This window comes from Salirhabdus sp. Marseille-P4669, assembly GCF_900240405.1.
GTDB lineage: Bacteria > Bacillota > Bacilli > Bacillales > Alkalibacillaceae > OEQK01.
The window spans coordinates 82,124-102,476 of record NZ_OEQK01000007.1 but is presented as its reverse complement, the minus strand read 5'-3'; the positions used below and the strand labels follow the sequence as shown (position 1 = coordinate 102,476).

Annotated in this window: 21 protein-coding genes and 1 riboswitch; of the genes, 6 read left to right on the top strand and 15 right to left on the bottom strand. The window is 37.7% G+C overall.

Annotation, left to right across the window (positions count from 1 at the left end; translation table 11 throughout):
* Positions 1-36: 36 nt before the first annotated feature.
* From C1A05_RS13775 to C1A05_RS13760, 4 genes are all read right to left on the bottom strand, one after another.
* Positions 37-615 carry a TetR/AcrR family transcriptional regulator gene (locus C1A05_RS13775; protein ID WP_159462075.1) on the bottom strand — a complete coding sequence of 193 codons (579 nt, stop codon included), beginning with the start codon at positions 613-615 and terminating at the stop codon, positions 37-39.
* Positions 616-684: 69 nt separating this feature from the next.
* Entirely contained in the window at positions 685-1,800 is a 1,116-nt protein-coding gene (locus tag C1A05_RS13770) for an NAD(P)/FAD-dependent oxidoreductase (protein WP_102028821.1), read from the bottom strand.
* Positions 1,801-2,191: 391 nt separating this feature from the next.
* Positions 2,192-3,301 carry an ABC transporter permease gene (locus C1A05_RS13765; protein ID WP_234998551.1) on the bottom strand — a complete coding sequence of 370 codons (1,110 nt, stop codon included), beginning with the start codon at positions 3,299-3,301 and terminating at the stop codon, positions 2,192-2,194.
* Position 3,302: 1 nt separating this feature from the next.
* Positions 3,303-4,232, bottom strand: coding sequence for an ABC transporter ATP-binding protein (locus C1A05_RS13760; RefSeq protein WP_102028820.1), 930 nt, complete (start codon positions 4,230-4,232; stop codon positions 3,303-3,305).
* Positions 4,233-4,398: 166 nt separating this feature from the next.
* Here C1A05_RS13760 and C1A05_RS13755 point away from each other — a divergent pair, with 166 nt between their 5' ends.
* Positions 4,399-4,761 carry a DoxX family protein gene (locus C1A05_RS13755; RefSeq protein ID WP_102028819.1) on the top strand — a complete coding sequence of 121 codons (363 nt, stop codon included), beginning with the start codon at positions 4,399-4,401 and terminating at the stop codon, positions 4,759-4,761.
* A 40-nt stretch (positions 4,762-4,801) separates the two neighbouring features.
* Here C1A05_RS13755 and C1A05_RS13750 read toward each other — a convergent pair whose 3' ends face one another.
* The 7 genes from C1A05_RS13750 to C1A05_RS13720 all read right to left on the bottom strand — a co-directional run bounded on the left by C1A05_RS13750 (position 4,802) and on the right by C1A05_RS13720 (position 11,063).
* Positions 4,802-5,725 carry a hypothetical protein gene (locus C1A05_RS13750; protein ID WP_102028818.1) on the bottom strand — a complete coding sequence of 308 codons (924 nt, stop codon included), beginning with the start codon at positions 5,723-5,725 and terminating at the stop codon, positions 4,802-4,804.
* A 66-nt stretch (positions 5,726-5,791) separates the two neighbouring features.
* Complete coding sequence (locus C1A05_RS13745; protein WP_102028817.1) at positions 5,792-6,349, bottom strand: signal peptidase I; 558 nt, start codon at positions 6,347-6,349, stop codon at positions 5,792-5,794.
* A 154-nt stretch (positions 6,350-6,503) separates the two neighbouring features.
* Complete coding sequence (locus C1A05_RS13740; protein WP_102028816.1) at positions 6,504-6,779, bottom strand: GNAT family N-acetyltransferase; 276 nt, start codon at positions 6,777-6,779, stop codon at positions 6,504-6,506.
* Positions 6,780-6,837: 58 nt separating this feature from the next.
* Positions 6,838-7,599, bottom strand: a complete 762-nt coding sequence (locus tag C1A05_RS13735; protein ID WP_102028815.1) for an SDR family NAD(P)-dependent oxidoreductase — start codon at positions 7,597-7,599, stop codon at positions 6,838-6,840.
* A 74-nt stretch (positions 7,600-7,673) separates the two neighbouring features.
* Positions 7,674-9,068: a hypothetical protein gene (locus C1A05_RS13730; protein ID WP_102028814.1), complete on the bottom strand. Its 1,395-nt coding sequence runs from the start codon at positions 9,066-9,068 to the stop codon at positions 7,674-7,676.
* Positions 9,069-9,168: 100 nt separating this feature from the next.
* Positions 9,169-10,323 (bottom strand): ABC transporter permease, encoded by a 1,155-nt coding sequence (locus C1A05_RS13725; protein ID WP_234998549.1) that lies wholly within the window; start codon positions 10,321-10,323, stop codon positions 9,169-9,171.
* Positions 10,323-11,063, bottom strand: coding sequence for an ABC transporter ATP-binding protein (locus C1A05_RS13720; RefSeq protein WP_102028812.1), 741 nt, complete (start codon positions 11,061-11,063; stop codon positions 10,323-10,325). Before C1A05_RS13720 ends, C1A05_RS13725 begins: the two co-directional genes overlap by 1 nt.
* A 178-nt stretch (positions 11,064-11,241) precedes the next feature.
* Here C1A05_RS13720 and C1A05_RS13715 point away from each other — a divergent pair, with 178 nt between their 5' ends.
* The 3 genes from C1A05_RS13715 to C1A05_RS13705 all read left to right on the top strand — a co-directional run bounded on the left by C1A05_RS13715 (position 11,242) and on the right by C1A05_RS13705 (position 13,829).
* Positions 11,242-11,943 (top strand): LytR/AlgR family response regulator transcription factor, encoded by a 702-nt coding sequence (locus tag C1A05_RS13715; protein ID WP_159462086.1) that lies wholly within the window; start codon positions 11,242-11,244, stop codon positions 11,941-11,943.
* 318 nt (positions 11,944-12,261) lie between these two features.
* Positions 12,262-12,939, top strand: a complete 678-nt coding sequence (locus C1A05_RS13710; RefSeq protein ID WP_234998547.1) for a sensor histidine kinase — start codon at positions 12,262-12,264, stop codon at positions 12,937-12,939.
* A gap of 23 nt (positions 12,940-12,962) precedes the next feature.
* Entirely contained in the window at positions 12,963-13,829 is an 867-nt protein-coding gene (locus tag C1A05_RS13705) for a Cof-type HAD-IIB family hydrolase (protein ID WP_102028810.1), read from the top strand.
* A 64-nt stretch (positions 13,830-13,893) separates the two neighbouring features.
* Here the strand turns inward: C1A05_RS13705 and C1A05_RS13700 are convergent, their stop codons facing one another.
* Positions 13,894-14,712: an alpha/beta fold hydrolase gene (locus C1A05_RS13700; RefSeq protein WP_102028809.1), complete on the bottom strand. Its 819-nt coding sequence runs from the start codon at positions 14,710-14,712 to the stop codon at positions 13,894-13,896.
* Positions 14,713-14,912: 200 nt separating this feature from the next.
* Between C1A05_RS13700 and C1A05_RS13695 the strand changes: the two genes are divergently transcribed.
* Complete coding sequence (locus C1A05_RS13695; RefSeq protein ID WP_102028808.1) at positions 14,913-15,296, top strand: SLAP domain-containing protein; 384 nt, start codon at positions 14,913-14,915, stop codon at positions 15,294-15,296.
* Between the two features lie 12 nt (positions 15,297-15,308).
* Positions 15,309-15,785: a glutathione peroxidase gene (locus C1A05_RS13690; RefSeq protein WP_102028807.1), complete on the top strand. Its 477-nt coding sequence runs from the start codon at positions 15,309-15,311 to the stop codon at positions 15,783-15,785.
* Between the two features lie 359 nt (positions 15,786-16,144).
* On the opposite strand, the gene C1A05_RS13685 is transcribed toward C1A05_RS13690, so the two are convergent.
* From C1A05_RS13685 to C1A05_RS13675, 3 genes are read right to left on the bottom strand one after another with little or no spacing between them, the layout of a single operon-like run.
* On the bottom strand, positions 16,145-16,594 hold the full coding sequence (locus C1A05_RS13685; protein WP_102028806.1) for a flavodoxin domain-containing protein: 450 nt from the start codon (positions 16,592-16,594) through the stop codon (positions 16,145-16,147).
* Between the two features lie 5 nt (positions 16,595-16,599).
* Positions 16,600-17,643, bottom strand: a complete 1,044-nt coding sequence (locus C1A05_RS13680) for a ribonucleotide-diphosphate reductase subunit beta (RefSeq protein WP_102028805.1) — start codon at positions 17,641-17,643, stop codon at positions 16,600-16,602.
* 20 nt (positions 17,644-17,663) lie between these two features.
* Entirely contained in the window at positions 17,664-19,952 is a 2,289-nt protein-coding gene (locus C1A05_RS13675) for a ribonucleoside-diphosphate reductase subunit alpha (RefSeq protein WP_102028804.1), read from the bottom strand.
* Between the two features lie 121 nt (positions 19,953-20,073).
* A riboswitch (cobalamin riboswitch) is annotated at positions 20,074-20,267 on the bottom strand.
* Positions 20,268-20,353 lie beyond the last annotated feature (86 nt).

The window sequence follows — 20,353 nt, the reverse complement described above, 5'->3', positions numbered from 1 at the left end:
TTTACTACATCAGTATGTAGTAAAGTAACACAAGCGTCAATTAGGATGAACGAACATACCATTGCTTAATATTTCCTTTATAAAACGGACCCATTCCTCCTCTGGCACGCCAAAATGGTTTGGCATAATTACGGTTTGAAAAATCATAGCCAGCATAACCTTATCTGGAATATCTTTCTTTAGCACGCCTTCCTGTTTACCAAGCTCGATAAAATCTTCTAAATGTCCGTAAATCTCCAAATGGTATTCATCCATTATTTTTTTGTTCTTGGCAATCTGATCCTTTTTAGTCTGCGGATTTTCATGTGCTCTTGCCAATAACTGAACAATAGTAGCATATTGGAACATTACATCAAACAAGAAATCAAACTGCTCTTGAAAGCTTTTGTATTCCTTAATTTGTTTAATATCATCAAAGAATTTATGCATTTTATGAATCATATATTCCAGCACTAAATCCTCTTTATTCTCATAATACTTATACAATGCCCCTCTAGAAATATGCAGCTCCTCTGCCAATAAACCAAAGTTCAAACCATCATATCCATGCTCAAGTAGAAGACGCTCTACCACCTGAAACAAATCCCCCGTTGAAAACTTCCGCTCCCTAGCCACCATCCTGCCTCCTGTCGATTTGGGTTTTTGGGTGCCTGTCACTTCCCGATTTTTGTTGATTTTTGTCGATTATTCTATCGCTTGTCCTACATCGTATCGCTCTATTTCCAATTCTAACGCTTTCCCTAGGGCTAATTTAGCAAGCTCTGCACCTAAATAAGGTCCTGCTGTTAAACCTGAAGCGCCAAGACCATTTGCAACAAGCATTCCGTTTATGCCAGGAATGGGTCCAAACACAGGTAAAAAGCCAGGAGTAAATGGTCGAAACCCTACTCTCGTCTCGACAACTGTACCATCCGCTAGCCCTGGTGCAACCAATAATGCTTTTTGTAATATTTCCTGCAATCCACCAGCTGTAACCCTATGATCAAACCCATCCTCATCCTCATGTGTCGCACCTACAATGATTCGCCCATTTTCAAAAGACAAAATATATTGATCATTAGGTGGCATGATAACTGGCCAATTTTCTGTTTGTTGGTTTTCTAACTCTAAATGTAAAATCTGCGCCTTCTGATGGGTAACCATGAAATGTACATGGATACTCTTTAACAAATCGTGTGCCCAAGCACCTGCTGTTACAATGACTTGATCCGCTAAATATTTTGCATTACGAACCGTTACACCAACTATTGTATTGTTTTCCTGAACAAGTCCCGCATTTCCTCTAATAAATGTTGCGCCATGTTTAATCGCTCCATTAATCAAGGCATTACGAAGCTTTCTCCCATTCACACGGGCTCCACCACTAACAAAAACAGAACCATATTCATCGGAAATAGCAGGAAACAGTTTTTTCGTTTCAGTAGGTGTCAATCGCTTAATTTCCCCAATCTCAGGTGCATCTTCTCTTCGTTTCTTCGCCCGCTCTACCATTTTTTCTATTTTATCTTCATCAGAATGTAGGCTAATAGCACCAACTTTTCGATATCCTGTATCAAATTGGCCGTCGCTCTCTAATTCTTTTACTAATTCTGGATAATATCGCGCTCCACCTTTTACAAGTTGATACCAGGCTTTATTTCGCCGCTGCGAAAGCCAGGGACATACAATTCCAGCTGCAGCATCGGTTGCTTGACCTTTATCCTGTCGATCAACAATGGTCACATTTACCCCTGATTTAGCAAGGTGATAAGCTGTAGACGCCCCTAAGATTCCTGCTCCAACCACGATTACTTTTTGCATCATTATACACCTTTTCTGACTGACATTTTCTTTAATGATAACATACGGAGTTTTAACTGCTAAAATGGAAGGTTTCTTAAAGGGATGTGGTTTATGATTCATAATCTGGATTTTATGTTCCACCGCACCGGGTCATTGATTCACATCACGCCCTTATTCAACCAACCTGCCCCATTTATGTTCCACAGTCACAACTCTGTTCCAACATCCACCCCTTATGTTCCACCTTTCCGTTTTTATGTTCCACCGCACCGGGTCATTGATTCACATCACGCCCTTATTCAACCAACCTGCCCCATTTATGTTCCACAGCCCCAACGCTACCCCACAGCCCCAACTCTGCTCACAAAACCACAACAAAGGCGGTCCCCCATAGGAACCGCCTTCATCCTTATCTAGTAGAAACGATCGATTTTGTTTTATATAACCAGGAGCCTAGTAAATAGGAAACCGCTCCCCATGCAACTAGTACGCCGACACCAATCCACAGTGGGCCGGAAACAATGCCTGTTGCATAAACCATGCTATCACGTAATCCTTCCACAAAATATGTTAGAGGTAAAACTTGAGAAATTGGTTGTAGCCAGTCTGGCATTTGTTCAATTGGGAAGAAAACCCCGCTTAAAAACATCATCACAAAGCTCACAATGTTCGCCATGCCCATATACGCTTCCGTTGTTTTACTAAAGGAGGAAAAGAAATATCCTAAAGCATTAAAGGATAAAGCGCCAATTAAAAAGATTATCGTTAAACTTAAAAAGTTAATATGTAAATTGGCTCCAAACACAAAAACCCCAATTAAAGACAACAATAGAATCTGAACGACGCTAAAAATCACACGCATTACCATGTCACTAAACCCGAAGATTCCCATTTTCGCAGGTGTCATTCGTAGTCGTTTCAGAAGCCCTTTTCTTCGCATCTCAACAAGGTCCACCATTCCAAACAGTCCGCCTTGTGCAATGGCTAATGCAATCATACCTGTTAAAAGAAAATCTTGATAATCTAAGTCATCGCTTCCTGCAGAGATAGATTCAAAGTCTAGGCTATAAACCGGTGTTGCCCCTGCAGCATAAAGATTTGTTTGTTGAACGAAGTTATTTAAAATTCCTGACACAGCTTGGGTGGTGGTTCCTTGCTCATCTTCTTTATTGACAATAAGCAGAATATCAGTTGCTTCCTCTGACTCTGGTAAAACGATTGCAGCGCTTATCTCTTGTTCCTTTACAAGCTCCTCTGCTTCTTCTCTGCTCACCGATTCCTCTTCCATTTCTAATACTGGAATTGCTTCTAATTGACTGAGCATCATTTCTGAAGTAGCATTTGGATTTTCATTAACAATTGCAACCTCAGCTTTGAAGTCTTCCTCAGAGCTACCACTAAAAATCACCATGAAGATGACCATTAAAATGACCGGAAAGAATATCCCCCAAAACCATGCTTGCTTTTCCCGTAAAGTAATTTTTAATTGTGCTAAAAACATTTGCTTGAACTGGTTCATTTTAGTCCCTCCACTCCTTTCCTGTATAGGCAATAAAGACATCCTCCAGGCTCATTTCATGGATGGACACTTGTTCTACTTGGTATGCTTTTTCTTTTGTAAAACCAAACAAATCGTATAACGTATCTTCCGGTTTTATTGTCCATAGCTTCACGGCCGCTCCATCTCGCTCCGTCTTCGTAACCGTATTAAGATTGCTTGCGAATTGTTCACCTTCCATCGCTGCCTCTTCCCCATCAAGGAAAGACAGTCGAATTTCTCTTTCCTCCGTTAGTTTATCAATTAAAGCTGCAGGAGAATCTAATGTAACAACTTTTCCTTGGTCGACTACACATACTCGATCACTTAATTGTTCTGCTTCTTCCATGTAATGGGTTGTTAATATTGTGGTTTTACCTAATTCTTTAAGCTTGAGGACAATATCCCAAATGTTGCGGCGTGCTTGCGGGTCTAAGCCAGTTGTAGGTTCATCAAGGAAAATAATTTCTGGATCACTGATCATTGCTAAACCGATTGCAAGTCGTTGTCGTTGGCCACCAGATAATTTTTTCACATGCTTATTTCGGTGCTCTGTTAAACTAACCATTTCCAAAATTTCTTCTGTTGAGCGGGACTTATCATAAAAGGATGCAAAGAGATTTAAATTCTCCTCTGGTGAGAGTAAGTCAAACATAGCGCTAGATTGTGGTTGAACCCCAATCTTCATTTTTATTTGCTCTGCGTGATCCTTCCAATTCAATTCATCAACTATGATTTCTCCTTGGTCAGGTGGAACTAGCCCTTCGATCATTTCTAATGTTGTCGTTTTCCCGGCTCCATTCGGTCCAATAATCGTGAAAATTTCACCCTTTTTAACAGTAAAGCTTATGCCTTGTACCGCATGAACTTCCCCAAAGGATTTATGTAAATCTTTAACCTCTAATATGGTCATGCTCTCCCCTACTTTCAGCGTATTATACACTTCTTCCATTTTACAGGAATCTTTTCCAATTTCTACACTTTTTCAGAATATTTTATTATTATTTTACAAAATCATAACTGTTTTTTATACTGTTTGTCCGAAATGGTGCATACAAATGATTATGGAGGGGATGGACATGTATACATCAGTTCAAACGTTACGTTTCATTCGTTATGTTGTTGCCTATGTATTTATCGTTTCAGGTATTATGAAAGTGTTAAGCTCAGAAGTTGCCAATCATTTTATGGGCTTAGGATTACCTTTACCTCAGCAAACATTGTATGTAATCGCCTTTCTAGAAGTCGGATGCGGTCTTTTACTCCTTACAAACAGATATGTAAAATACGCCACAATTCCTTTAATGATTATTATGATTGGTGCTATTTTATTTACAAAAGTTCCAATCCTACATTCTGGCTTTTTACAGTTTGCCTTCCAAGCTAGACTTGATATTGTTCTATTGGTTTTATTGTTTATTCTATTAAATAAGTCACATTAAAAAAGGAAGACAATCGTTTTAATGATTGTCTTCCTGCTTTTTACTTATTCGCTAAAAACCAATCGTATAATACTTGCGATTCAATAGATAAGTATGGTGCTAGCGTTTTATCAAATAAAAGAACGCCATTAGTAGAAGTATCCACACTAGACTCTCTTACTCGCCACATTTGATTTTCACTCGCAAAATACTCATTTTCCGAATATACTCGATACCATGTTTCTCCATTATCATCAACAGACTCTACTATTCTAAGATCTCCTACTTTTTCTTTGAATTCCTCATCTTCTTCTCCCATATAAACCTCTATGACTTTCATTCCATTCTCTACATAAAAGTTTACTTCCTTATCTGCTGTTTTAAATGTTTTCCCATTCGGTGTCACTTTAAAATCGATTGCTCCTGTATAATATGGTGGGCCTTCTGGTTCCTCTTCCTCATCTACTTGTGTAGCAATAACTTCTAACTTAATATTCCCTTTTTTTCCTTGGAATTGAATATCATTATCCCCATGTGGCCAATCTACTAAAATTCGGAACTGTTCGGTGTCTTGATCTAGCTTAAAAGAGGATTGATGATTGATTACTTCCCACTTATCACCAATTTTCTTCTCTAGTGTTAACGAAATTGGTGAGTCTCCGCTTGATGGGAATAAACCTCCACTACCTTCTAGGTTTACATGATACTCTGTTGGAAGACTTGTATTATTTTTTCTTATCTCAAAATGGTACGCTTCCAAAGTATCCATTCCAGGATAGAGCTCCTCATCTAAGTTAAACTGTCCGTCACCAATTTTTGTACCATCCTCATTCACAACATCTACATCAAAGCTTGCTGCAATTGCCGTATTTTTACTCGAAAAGCTTTTACTAAAATAAGCTGTAGTTCCAGCAATGGCAGCCACAAATAATACCAAACCTATAACACTAAATAAAAATTTATGCTTTTTCATATAAGCTATCATTTCTTCTCCTCCTAAATTAAGTACTTCATTTGCATCAAAAAATGGTTCACCTCCAAAATAATAGAGTTATATTTTTCCATTTGAAAGCGATGATGAGGAACCTTTCCTTGTTAGATTCCTATGTCTTTGGATTGTTTTCCAAATGGTTATTACCACAATAAAAGCTGAGATAACTGTTATGATTCCAATAGGACTTTTTAGAAATTGAATGATATATCCACCATTAGGTATCGTAAACGCTAGTGTACCCACTAATTGATCCAAGTGAACAAGATTCGCATCGGCAACATTATTTGCATCACCTTTTGTCCGCAAAGCTGTTGTTCCGTTCCCCTTCACAATTTCAGTCACACGGTGCGTTACATAGGTATTATTAGACTTTTGATAGGTTACAACATCATTTCGTTCTGCTTGATTTGTTTGTTTAATGATAATGAGGTCACCAGGCTCCAATAGAGGCTCCATACTTCCAGAAAGTACTGTCATGAACTGATGGTTTAATAGTGTAGGTGGTTGTGCTTGTCCGGACTTTGACTGGAGAACTGCGATGAAAGAAATGATTCCAATGAGAATACATATCGTAGTAATACTATTTACTAATAATGTAATACTTTTCTTTTTCATCCAGCTATCCTTTCCAACGAATTATTTTTCTCAATTAAGAACATTATAATTCTATTATACTTAAACTTTTCATAACTTCAACAGATTTCGTTCACAAATAAGAACAAAAAAAAAGATTAAGCAGAAAGTTCCTTCCACTTAATCTTTTCATTTACTATACTAAAACATCCTGATACTCAGGTGTTTTCTCTATCTTTTTCTTTGCATATTCACATATTGGTTCAATCTTCTTGCCTTCTTCTCTCGCAAAGTTCACCATTTTATCTACTAATTTCCCCGCCATTCCAGAGCCACGTAATTCTTCGGATACAAATGTATGGTCCACTGTTAGAACATTGTTTTTAGATTCTACAAATGTAATCTCAGCCTTTAGGTTATCTTCACTTTCCCCAACATAAAAACGCCCTTGTCCTTTTTTGATTTCTTGCATGACAACACCCCCTTTACAGCATTTCTTATTATCCTTTCACTTTCAAAAAATGTAATCCTTAAAAATTCATCTTAGATTGACCACCGTCCACATTAATACTAGTCCCTACAACCCAAGAAGCCTTTTCCGATGCTAAAAATAAGACAACGTTAGCGATTTCTTCCGGCTTTCCAAAACGTCCTGCAGGAATATCTCGCTTCACAAATGCACCAATCCCCTCAGGATCTGCTTCTAATCGTTTCTTCCAATTCCCAGATTCATGTAAAACGCTTCCTGGAGCAACGCTATTTACTCGAATCCCATCTTTTCTGACTTCATCTGCTAACGATTTCGTAAAGCTAATTAAAGCAGCCTTCGCATTGTTATAGGTTGGCTTTCCGCCGCTTTCCCGACCATAAATGGATGAAATATTAATAATGGCGCCATTTCCTTTTCTCTTCATCTCTTCTACAGCTAATTTGCTTAAATGAACAGCAGAAAAGTAATTTAGTTCCAGTGCCTGGTGAAATAAATCCATGTCGGTTTCCATTACGGTTGTACCACTGCTACCACCAGCATTGTTAATTAATATATCAATACTTCCAAACTCACTAACAAATGTCTCCATTAATTTTTCTCGATCGGTTGCGATTGTAATATCTGTTGGGAAAATGGAAACCTGTTCACCAAGCTCTTTCTTTGCTTCTGTTAAAGCTTCTACACCTCGGGAGGCTATACCTACATTGGCGCCTTCCTTAACAAAGCCTTGAGCTATTGCTTTTCCTATACCTTTTGAACCACCAGTGATTAAGACATTTTTACCTTTTAACTGTAAATCCATGTGTATCCCTCTCCTATTAGATCGATTTCGTATCTATCCTGTAGTTTACACAGAAACAGGAGGAGAAGCAAAGCTCATGCGAACCTCTGTAGTTCTATACATAGTTTCCGATAGGCATCGGCTTCATCTGTATTTCCCATATCAGCATAAACCTTGGATAGCCATTGTAGAGGCTTTGGATCACTTGGATTTAATTCCATCTCCCAGCTGAAACATTCGAGCGCTTTATCAAATTGCTGAAATTCATAATAAAGCTCACCTAGGGCTTGCATATTTTCAAGCTCCCTACTCTCCTTTTCCATAACTTCAATTTGTTCAAAAATCGTTTGATCGCTGCAAAGCTCTAAAAAGGGAGTTAACCACTCTTTTATATAGGCTGGCTCCTTAATCTCAAGTAATTCCTTCACATATTTATGAAGTAAACCTTCTGCTTTTTCCGGAAATTTATGAAGAATATGTTTGATGACGATTTGGAGTTTTTTCGGTTCCAATACATCCGTGTTCATTTTTTGGGTTTCGAGCATTTCGCTTAACTTTTCCATTTGCTCTTTATGAAGCTTAAAGGATCCTGTCGACAGCAAGGTAAGTACTTGATCCATATATTCCATCTTTACGTATAGATCAAATAAGTCTTGTAACAAAGGTAAAAATGTCGGGGTTTTAGAAGATAGCTGTTCTAAAAAGAGCAGTCTTTCCTTTTCATTGAAATGTTCCTGAAGAAGATTAATAAGGGGTAAATAGAAAAACTCAGATGGATTTTGCATTAGCTTATGAGCATACAAGCCTAGAACATCGATCCATCTTTCTTCATTCTTTAATAAATGTAGCAACTGCTGAAAGCTCTTGTCATGATTGAGATGTTGATTTAACCAAACTTCGGTAAAAAGCAGATCCTTTTTGTATAATTCATCAGACATATCGCGATACAGAGCTTCATACTTTTGGAAAGTCAGATCATTCGCTACGTCTTTTACAAACTTACTTCCTGGTGCAAATCCCATTAAAACACGCAAAATTCGATAGCCAAGGAACAGCTGACCATTGCGTCGATATTCATAAAAAATGGATTTAATTTCCTGATACAATTGTTTCTTCGGGTAAAAGGATTCAAAAAAGGTTAAGATGTATGCCATTTCTTGTGGGGTATAGTGCTTTTTCAATTTTGTCAGTAGCGCTTGGTAGGGCATCATATTATATGGTTTGTGAGAAGATAGCAATTTTTCGCAGAATGGGTGTGATGGTGTATAGGCCATGTCTGTTTGAAGAGCTCGTGCTAGAAAGGAGTTGAGTCGTATTTTCGTAGCTTTTACAGCATTTATAAATTGATACTTATAAAAAATCAAATAATAAACTTCCCTTTTCTTGCTTTTTGCCTCTATGATTTCCGCTTGGTGATAGATAAACAATTTTGTCGCCTTAAGCTGAATGGTCTTTTGATGATGCTGCACTTCAAATGTATGGTTTTGCATAATCGCATCAACCTCCTAATCGTACTTAAACTATAACATAGCGAATTAGAAAAACAAATCCCTAGACCACCATTAAGGATTTGGCCTAGGGATTCATCCGTTAATTCATGACCCACTTATCTTTCATAAATAGAATTCTACCAATTATAAAGAATACAATCATGAAAGCAATGTTGCTACCTACTGTAAGCAATATATGCTCATAGTTCACGATTCCGAATAACAATTCTTTCATTAAACTAAATAGATTCATAAACGGAATGACAAAATGATGAAAAGCTAATTCGTTAATGCCGATGTTGGTTACAAACATAACTGGAAATACCGGCAGCATCATAACTGGTGTACTATAGCTTTGGGATTCTTTTACTGTCTTCGCTATAATACTTGTCACCATTTGGAGCGAAGCAATAAACATCGCATAAACAATGGTAATCAAAACACCGATTCCAATAATAACTGCTGCATTATCACCGAATGATACTGCATTTTTTAGGTTTTCCGTTAAAAAGGCGATCTCAAGTGATACGACAATTAACGTAATAATACCTGTAATTGCACCGATTGTAGAGATCGCTAACCATTTTGCAAATACTAAGGTAGAACGCTTAATTGGTGACATTAATAAGGCTTCCATTGTTTTCTTTTCCTTTTCTCCTGAAAACAAGTCAGAAGCTGAAGGTCCAGAACCAACCCCAATTGCAATGGCTAACATAAGCGGAATCAACATGGCTAGCATGGATAACCCAATATCATCCTCCGATATTTCGAATTGCTCCACTGTAAATGGCTGGATGAGAGCTAAATCAACCTCTTCTTGTTGTAAACGATCTGCTATTACCGTTTTTTCGTATTCACTTAGTATATTGTTTAGTAGACTCATTAAACTAGCAGAGTTTTGACTTAAAGAGTCTCCATATATTTGAACGGTAGCAGCTTCCCCATTGCTAACGTTTTCTCCAAATGCTTCCGAAAAGCGGATACCTGCTTGAGCATCGCCCTCGGCTAACGTTTCTTCTATATCCTCCACTTTCACCATTTCAATATTCTCAATGGACGAAAGAATACCCTCTTCTTCAGGAGCAATGTCTGTTTCTACAGCTAACGTATACGTCTTCTCCTCATCACCGGAAATCATATTTTCATAGAATAATGTTAATCCGGTCATCATAATTACTGGTAAAAGTACAGTTAAAACTAACGTACGGCGATCACGGAACGAATCCTTCATTTCTTTTAAAAAGATTTTAAACATTATACGTCACCCCTTACAAGCTTACTCATGAATATATAGTTCAAATCACGGCTACCCTCTTCTTCATAAAGCTCTTCTAAATTTCCTTTGTAAACGACTTCCCCTTTATGCATCATTGCCACACTATCACAAAGCATAGATACTTCCTCCATTATGTGGCTAGAAAACACAATCGTCTTATCTTCTTGCTTTAATTGATGAACAAGCTGACGAAACACATTCGAAGAGGTAATATCGAGACCTGTTGTTGGCTCATCGAATAGGATGATGCTTGGGTCATGGATGAGTGTTCTTGCAATGGCTACCTTTTGACGCATCCCTTTTGAAAATCCGCCAACCTTTCGATCCAAATAGTCCTTCATACCGAACATTTTTGATAGATCATTAATACGAACCTTTGTCTCATGTTTTCCTAATCCATATAAAGTAGCAAAATACTCTAAATTTTCCTTAGCTGTTAAACGGTCATAAAGCCCCGTTTCTCCTCCAAACAATACACCAATTTTTTTCTTAATGTCATTCGTATTTTTCACCGTATCGAAACCATCTACTGTTATAGACCCTTCGCTTGGAGTTAAAAGCGTCGCAATCGACCGTAACAGTGTCGTCTTACCTGCACCATTTTCTCCTAAAAGTCCTACTACTTGCCCTTTTTCTACTGTAAGAGAAATATGTTTTAGCGCTGTCACATGCACCTTTTTATCTTTAAATTTCTTTGTTACCTCTTTAATCTCAATCATTTCTTCACCTCACCAAGTCATTTCTTGATTTTATCTTACAAAGGAAAAATCAAATAATCAGCACTTATGTCGTAAAAATTCCATTTCATGTCGTAAAAAGGGCAATTTTCCATTTTTAGATGCTATAATAAATGCATAATTTGGAAAAGTAATTTTTCTTATAGTTTGTGAGGCGACCATAATGAAAGTTGGTATTGTAGATGACCGCTTTATCGATTTAGATAAATTAGAAGGGATTGTTTCTCAATTAGCTGATTTGGAGCTGGTCTTTTCTACTCAATCTGCAGAAGAAGCATATGAGCACATTAAAAAAGAAGAAATTGATTTACTAATCGCCGACATTGAGATGCCAAACCTATCCGGATATGAGTTGGCGGATATTATCCATTCCCATGCTTTGAATATTGCCGTTATTTTTGTTACTGGTAATAGCGGGTATGCTGTCCATGCATTTGAGCTGAACGTGCATGATTACATAATGAAGCCGTATCCGAAAGAACGATTAATAAAATCGATTGAAAGACTTATCGCTAAAACCAAAACGGCAGAAATAAAAGGAAGACTTTATGTAAAACAGAAAAATGACATACACATCGTTCAAAAAAAGGACATCATTTTCATCGAGCGGACAGGTCGCTCCACAACAATACATACGAAAGCCGAGCAAATTAAAATATATCAAACGTTAAATGAGTTAGAAGGAGAACTACGGGAGCGGGATTTTTTACGCTCTCATCGTTCGTATATTATTAACGTTCATTACATTAAAAACTTTTCTCTGTATGCGAAAAATTCCTATGTTGTAACGTTTGAAGGAATTGAGGAAAAAGCAATGATTACAAAAGAAAAAGTAGATTTCCTTCAACATCATTACTTCTAAGAGGTGGTAGAGATTTCTAGAAACTCATTATTTTATTGGGGTACGATTAGCGTATTAGCAAGTTTTCATTTTTATGGATTGGTTCAAATTCTATCAATTAAAATACCAATCTATGTAACAATCCTTTTCGTTTTATTGATTATTTCCCTTTTACAGAAAAAGATTTTATTACCATTCTCTGGACTAAAAAAGGGTTGGCATCTGTTTTTCTATAGTATGCAAATCCTATTTATACTAACCTATATCGTTATGGATCCATCTTGGTTTTATATGGTCCTCTTCCTTTCTTTTATAGGTACAGAGGTAGTACGTATTTCAATGTGCAACACCATTTATAATCTCAACCAAACCGTAGCTGATTTTACGAAAGAACGTGCGCACATGAATGAAACCTTTCGAATTGTACGTAGTGAAAGACATGAGTTTTTAAAGCATATTTCCGCTATTCATTTTCTACTTGAACAGAATAACCCGGATGATGCAAAGCAATACTTAGATGAATTAGTTTCTCAATACGAGGAAACGAATTTGTCCATAAAAGGAGAGCGGGGTACGATAGCTGGGGTTCTTCATCATATGTATCAACTGGCAAAGAAGGAAAACATAGATGCCGTATATGACATCGATGTTCCCATTTCCACTTTACCGATAAACGATAAAGACCTTGTCACGTTAATCGGAAATTTGTTATCCAATAGTATAGAGGCTTGTATGGAATGGCGAAAAAAGCACCATCAAAATCCATTCCTTTCACTCCAATTTTACAAGCGGAGTGGCTTATATGTACTCCTATGTAAAAACAGCAGCCTCCCTATTCCAAATGATATATTAGATGATTTATTTCGCTCATATGGAAATACTACAAAAGAGGGTGATCATCAAGGACTCGGAACAATGCTTATTGATGAAATGGTCAAAAAACATAATGGTCATTTAGACTTCACCTATAAAAATGAAGAATTTACAGTAAAAATAAAGATACCAGCAATTCAATAACTACTACATAAGGTGGCGAGATTATGAAACTAATAGCAACCGATTTAGACGGCACACTTTTAAACGAAGAAGGCGAAATAAGCAAAGAGAACGTGGAAGCAATTAAAAAAGCAATGAATCTTGGAATTAAGTTTGTCGTAGCAACGGGCAGATCCTTTAAAGCTGCGCAAAAGCCATTACAGGCAGCAGGATTGAACGCGCCAATCATTTGTTTAAACGGAGCAAAGGTTTATGATGAAAAGCAAAACATTATAACGAGTGTGCCCTTAAATAAAGAAACTTGTGAACATGTCTTTTCTATTTGTAACGAATTTGATATGTATGTAGAATTTTTCACTAATAAAGGAACATACTCTGGCAGTCGTGCTTATTTTAAGCAAGTAATGGCGGATGTTTTAAGAACGGCGAATCCGCATGTAACCGACGAGGAAGTTGAAGAAAGAGTATCGATGCGGTTTCAAGAGGAGGATGTGGACTTCCTTGAGGATTACGATGTCATCTTTCAAGACGCATCTATTGAGGTGTTCAAAATGCTCGGATTTTCTTTAGAAAAAGCGAAACTGCAGGGTGCCTATACACAGCTGATCAAACAACCAGGCGTAACCATCACCTCTTCTGGAAACATTAATGTAGAAATCAATCACCCATATGCCAAAAAAGGCATTGCTTTAAAGCAAGTTGCACAAGCATATGGTATTGATATGAAGGATATAATGGCACTTGGCGATAACCTCAATGACAAAAGCATGCTAGAAGCTGTTGGTCGAGGCGTTGCAATGGGCAATGCCGCTCCAGAGATCAAAGAGGTATGTAAATACTCCACTTTGACGAATAATGAGCATGGAGTAGGCTATGCTATTGAAGAAATGCTGCAAGAGTTCTATCCATAATTTTTAGGTGCCAATCCCAAATAGCTTTTCCATTATGAAAAACTACTTGTAGATTGGCACCATTTTATTTGGACAAGAAGTCGCCTACGAGTTGGTTAAAAATATCACTATGCTCCCAAAACATCATATGCCCTCCAAGCACCTCCACCTTTGACTTAGGTGTTAGCTTATTCGTATAGGCAATAGCTGTTTCTGACCAATGCTCTGCAACAATCGTTAATGTCGGAATGCTTTCACTTACAAGCTTTGCTGCTTCGCGATAATCCGCAAACATACCCGATGCAAATAAGTTCCCGGCAATGTAGTATGGTGTTTTTAATGATTGCTCCACTAGCCAAGTAAGCTCCTCCTGATCCAGCTCCCTTTGTACCATAACAGAGGTTATGTAGCTGGTAATAAATTCTCGTTGGCCCTTTGAATGAATTAAATAAGCATTATAAATAGCTGCAATATCATCTAAGGAACCTTCCACCCAATCATCCGCGCTCGTCGATAAAGACTTTGGTGGCATATCTACTAAAATAGCAGCCTTTACCTTATCATAACCAAACTGCTTCGCGTATTCCCAAACCGTAAAGCAACCAAAAGACCACCCAACGAGGATTGGATTTTGTATATCTAATGATTGTAAAACAACTCCTAAATCTGTTCCATGTGTGACATAGTCATTTCCGTGGAGTACCACAGTTGATCTTCCGTGACTTCTAGGGTCTACTACAATCACACGATTTGTTTTGGAAAAATGCTCTACTTGCTTTTCAAACACTTCTGTTGTAAAGGTGAATCCTGGAATAAAAACGATAGGCTCCCCACTTCCAACATCTTGCACAAATAATTCTACCCCAGAAGCTACCTCCACATATGTTCCACCTACTAATGACATGCTCCTCATCTCCTCTTTTACTTAAAAGAAATCTACTTACGCGAATTATATTTAATACCCTATTTTATGTATCTAGCATATGGGAATAGAAGCAAATTCCTGAATTTATGGTACTGCCTTTTAAAAGATGACCTATTATTTTTGGAAATTCGAAAAGGAAGGTATAATGAAGTGAATACGAATATAATTGGGGTGTTAACATGCAAAAGCTTAAATTTGAAGCAGCATGGGATAAAACGTTAGCAGATAAAGATCGGCAAGAGATACAAGAAATCTTCACTAATTCCATACCATCCTTGGAAGACGAGCTTCAATTTACAACGGTTTGGATTGCGGAAAATTATAAAGAGGAATTATTAGTTACCGCATTAATACATAATCAATCAAATACCGATGTTACCTTCAACCAAACAGCGATACAATTTCTTGATGGAAATACAGTCTTAGGTGAACATACATTTACAATCAAGCCTCTCCGTATTGAACCGAAAACGAGCATGCCCTGGACCTTTATCTTTCCAGCTAGTAGCTTCGAGCTTCCAGACACGATTGAAGAAGGAATTTTAAGACTGAAAAATGAATAAGGAGGAATTGGAGTGGGAAGTGTATATGATTTTCAAGTAAAAATGCCCAATGGCGAAATGAAGGATTTAAAAGATTATGAAGGAAAAGCCCTACTCATTGTCAATACTGCGAGTAAATGTGGTTTCACACCGCAGTTTGAAGGCTTACAAAAGTTGTATGAATCCTATAAAGAGCAAGGATTTGAAGTGTTGGGATTTCCATGTAGCCAATTCAACAACCAAGAATTTGATGATATAGAGGAAACGACGCAATTTTGCCAAGCAAATTACGGGGTGACCTTCCCGATGTTCGCGAAAATTGATGTGAATGGGGATAATGCTGACCCTTTATTTGTGTATTTAAAGGAGCAGAAAAAAGGAGCGCTACTGAAAAACATCAAATGGAATTTCACTAAGTTTTTGGTAAATCGAGAGGGTCAAGTAGTAAAACGTTACGCTCCTACAACCGATCCAGAAAAGATAGAAGAGGATCTAAAGAGCGTCCTTTAGAATTTCTTTTTGAGATTTTGTTTCGATTGAATGAAGTATGATTGTGAGTTAATAGACCTTTTGTACAAGCTAAATGCTTATATAAAGCTGCGGAAATACACTCTGCCTTCCACAGGAGTCTCCTTGTATTTCCGCAGCTTAGTTTTTTTATGAATATTAATGCTGGCATATATATTTTTTTGAGAGCGGGGGTTGTAAGTATTGCTATGTAACCGTTTTTCGCTTATTGACTCGCTTTCGAGCACGTTGACAACCCTATGTGACCGGTTTTTACCCTTTCACTCTGTTTCGGGCACGTTGACAGCCCCTATGTCACCGGTTTTTACTCTCCCGCTCTGTTTCGGGCAAATAGACAACCCCTACCTGACCAATTTTTCCAATGCCTTTTTCCGAAAGGACTGTAAAAATGCTATACAACGATGATAATCAGTAGATTGGGGGCGTAGTTCTACTTTTAAGGTTACTGCTAAATCCGTTTGAACATAAAGCATGTCTCGAAAATGCTCTACAGCACCACAGAAGTTTGGATAGAATCGATCTCCAGTACCAAAAACTCCGGTTACAATATGTTTTGTCTCTTGATTCTCAAAGGCGCTATAAAGACTTCGCATTTGTCTTGGTAGATTTCCATTCCCCCACGTATACGTTCCAATGATAATACCATCATATTGATGCAGCCTCTCCATTGGAAACTCATCAATAGTATAGAACTCGATGCTCGGAAAATCGGCTTTGAATATGTTGAAGAGCATTTCTGCAAGTTCTTTCGTATTACCAGTTACCGAAGTATACACTATTGCTATTTTCATAATATCTACAGCTCATCAAACCCATTGGATTCGGTAACTTTTGAGTAGCTTCTTGATTTTTGCTCAAAGAAGTCAGACTTTGTTTCGTTCATCATTTCATCACTAAAGACGTGTATCCATGGCATCGGATTGTCTCGTTCTGTGAATAGGTTATCTAGTCCAATTTGACGTAGACGTTTGTTCGCTAAATATTCTAGATAAAATCCAAATTCCGTTAAGTCTATTCCGTTAATATTCTGCAAAATATAATGTGCCCATTCCTTCTCGAGCTCTGTTGCTTTTTTTATTGAATTGTAAATGTATTGCATATTTTCTTCTGTATTCAGCTCCGCATTTTCAGTTAATAAAATACGTATAAACTGAGAGATAAAATAGGCATGCTGCATCTCGTCCCTTTGGATATAACTAATCATCGTACTTGTTTTAAGCATTTTTTGTTGTCTAGCAAGATGATAAAAGAAAGCAAAGCCCGCATAGAAGTATATTCCTTCTAGATTAATGGAATGAACTGCTAGCTGTAATAAGGTTTGTGGCGTTGGTTTTTCTCGGAAAGCTTCATAAGCATCTAATATAAGCTGATTGCGTTTTTGCACAATTGGATCCCTTTTCGCCTGATTGAATCGTTCATTTTGGACATTTAAAGGAACCAATGAGCTCAAAATATAAGAATACGATTCATTATGGACAGCCTCCTGCTGTGAAATAACAGCGAATATTGCCTTAAAGCTAGAATCGGTGACATAATCCATAACTTGGCTCATGGTCGGGGTTTGCAAGCTATCTAAGGATGCTAGCTGCGTGTTGATTGTTAAAAAAACATCCTTTTCAATCTCTGTTAGCTGGTCCCATTGTTTTATATCATCCTGCATGTTGATTTCTTGTGCTTTCCAAAAGTTTGATAAAAGCGTTTGATATAAAGTGTACATTTGTGGATAGGCAATATCGTTCCAATTTAACAGCCCGGAAGATTTTCCATTAATGATTCCTGTTGATTTGTTTGGAAAATCTGAATTCAATAGTTTTATACGTGTTAAAGGTTTAGTATTCATTACGATTCCTCCATTACTTGTTAGCTATGACAAGCTTCACATTCTTCTATTTCTGCTTGGGAAGTACTTCTAACGTAATAGGTAGTTTTTAATCCTTGTTTCCATGCCTGAAGGTGCAAATTAAGTAAATCCTTCGCTTTAATATCATGGCGGACATATATGTTAAAACTAATGGACTGATCAATGTGACGTTGACGTGCTGCATTTTGCTTAATGCTCCATTGTTGGTCTAACTCGTGACGAGCTCGACGATAAAATGCATAGGTACGATGATTAAGGTCAGGCGGTGTAACCTTAAATTTAAAATTTTTCTTTTCCTCCGCATACTCCACTGCATAGATAGGATCAATCCCATCTGTGGAACCACCTATTTTTGCTGTAGATGAATTTGGTGCGACCGCCATCATCCATCCATTTCGCACACCATATTCTCCAACATCCTGCTTTAATTTTGTCCATCGTTCTGACGTATAGCCTTTTCGCTCAAAATATTGACCCGTTTGCCATTCGGATCCTTCTATTTCTGCATATGCGCCCTTCTCCTTAGCAAGTTCCATCGAAGACTTGATTGTATAATATGCAATATCCTCGTATAACTGGTTCGCATAAGCGACAGCTTCATCCGTCTCCCAGTATATTCCTTCAAGTGCTAGAAGATGGTGCCATCCGAAAGTACCTAATCCAACAGCACGATATCGTTTATTTGTAATCTCCGCTTGTTTCACTTTTAGCGGATTTATATCGATTACGTTATCTAACATCCGCATTTGAATACGAATTAATCGTTGCAAGACACCAGCTCGTACAGCTCTTGGCAAATGAATAGAGGACAAATTACAAACTACAAAGTCACCAGGTTTCCGCACAATGAGGAGATTTTGATGTTCATCTATATACTCTTTTTCTATTGTAGTTGCAGACATGTTTTGTGTTATTTCTGTGCATAGGTTACTACAGAAAATCGCTGTTCTACCTGCTCCTAAAAGGTGCTTATTTGGGTTCTGACGATTTACTTCATCCCGGTAAAACATATAAGGCGTCCCAGTTTCTAATTGTGAAATCATGATTCGGGTCATAATGTCCATCGCCCGATACGTTTTTCTTGGTAGAAGTGGATGCTCTACTGCTTCGTAATACTTGAGTGAAAACATTTTCTCGTCTTCCTCATCATAGAAATCCTCTAAACCAAGAGCATCTCCAAACTCGTCCTTCCAACCCATAAATTGTTTGACTTCATGAGGACAAAACGTATGCCATTCCCCAATGCTTTTACCGTTTTCATCCTTTTCCTCTAACTTCTTCATAAACAAATCTGGAATCGCAACACCTGTAAAAATATCATGTGCCTTTCTTCGTTCATCCCCGTTATTTGTTTTCAAGTCGAGAAAACCATTCATAATATCTTTGTGAAACACATCTAAATATACCGCTACTGCTCCTTGGCGTTGTCCGAGTTGATCGACACTAACAGCTGTATCATTAAGCAATCGAATCCAAGGAATAACTCCCGAGGAATTGCCTTTAAACTTTTTAATATCAGACCCAAGGGCCCGAACCTTTCCGTAATAAACTCCAATTCCCCCTCCGTCCTTACTAAGTCTAGCAATATCCCAATTGTTCGTATAAATACCATCTAGTGAATCTTCTACTGTATCAATAAAACAGGAGGAAAGTTGGCCAAAGCTCTTACCTGCATTCGATAAAGTCGGGGTTGCAACAGTCATATATAAATTACTTAAACCCCAGTAAGCTTCCTTCACCAATGACAGCCTGCTCTTTTTGTCTTCCTTTTGCATAAGGGTCATCGCAATAATCATGAAACGTTCCTGGGGCAGTTCAAATACATTCCCATCATGGTCTTTCGCTAAATAACGGTCAGCTAACAAAAATAGCCCTATGTAATTAAACAATAAGTCCCGATTCGCATTTATTTCCTTTCCTAGTTCCGTAATTTCTTCGATGGAATACGATTCTAAGATAGCCGTCGAGTATATACCGCGCTTGGTTAGCGTATCAATTAAGTAATAAAAATTTCCATACTTCAATGCCGCTTCATAACCCCGATTTTCGGAGGCTTTTTTATATAGTTCCTTTAAGTAAGTCCAGGCTGCAACATACGTCCAATCCGGCTTATCCATCGCAATATTGTTGAGTGCATAATTAATTATATGTTCGTTAATCTCAGATGGATTCACATCCGGATGAAGGATGTGCTCCTTTAGTTGTCCACTATCTAATTGAAATTTCGTTGAGGCAGAATCTATCACCTCTAATGCTTCGATTCTTTCTTTTTCTACTTGTGTAATCATGATTTTCCTCCCTATAAAATAAAAAAATCCGCTCCAGTAAATGAGCGGATGAAACGACAGCTTAAAAAGGTACTTATTACTACCTGCGCCACCGTTTCATCTTCTCAGTCCCCGAAGAAGTGAAACATCTTAAAGGTAGACAGGTCTCCTGACTTATGCTTCGTTCTACTTTGAGTCCTTCCCATATAAGCACCATTGCTAGTTTCTTATACAGTGGTCTACTCATTTCGTCAGCATTTACAGTTGCGGGGGCAGTTCTGGTATTTCACCAGATTCCCTATTAAGCCTATTGGCATCTCCCTTTAAGGCGATACTAAATATAGTTATTATTCAATTAATCAACACAATATATTGTATTGAATAGTTTAATAGTAAAACAGAATAGTATTTTTGGCAAGTTA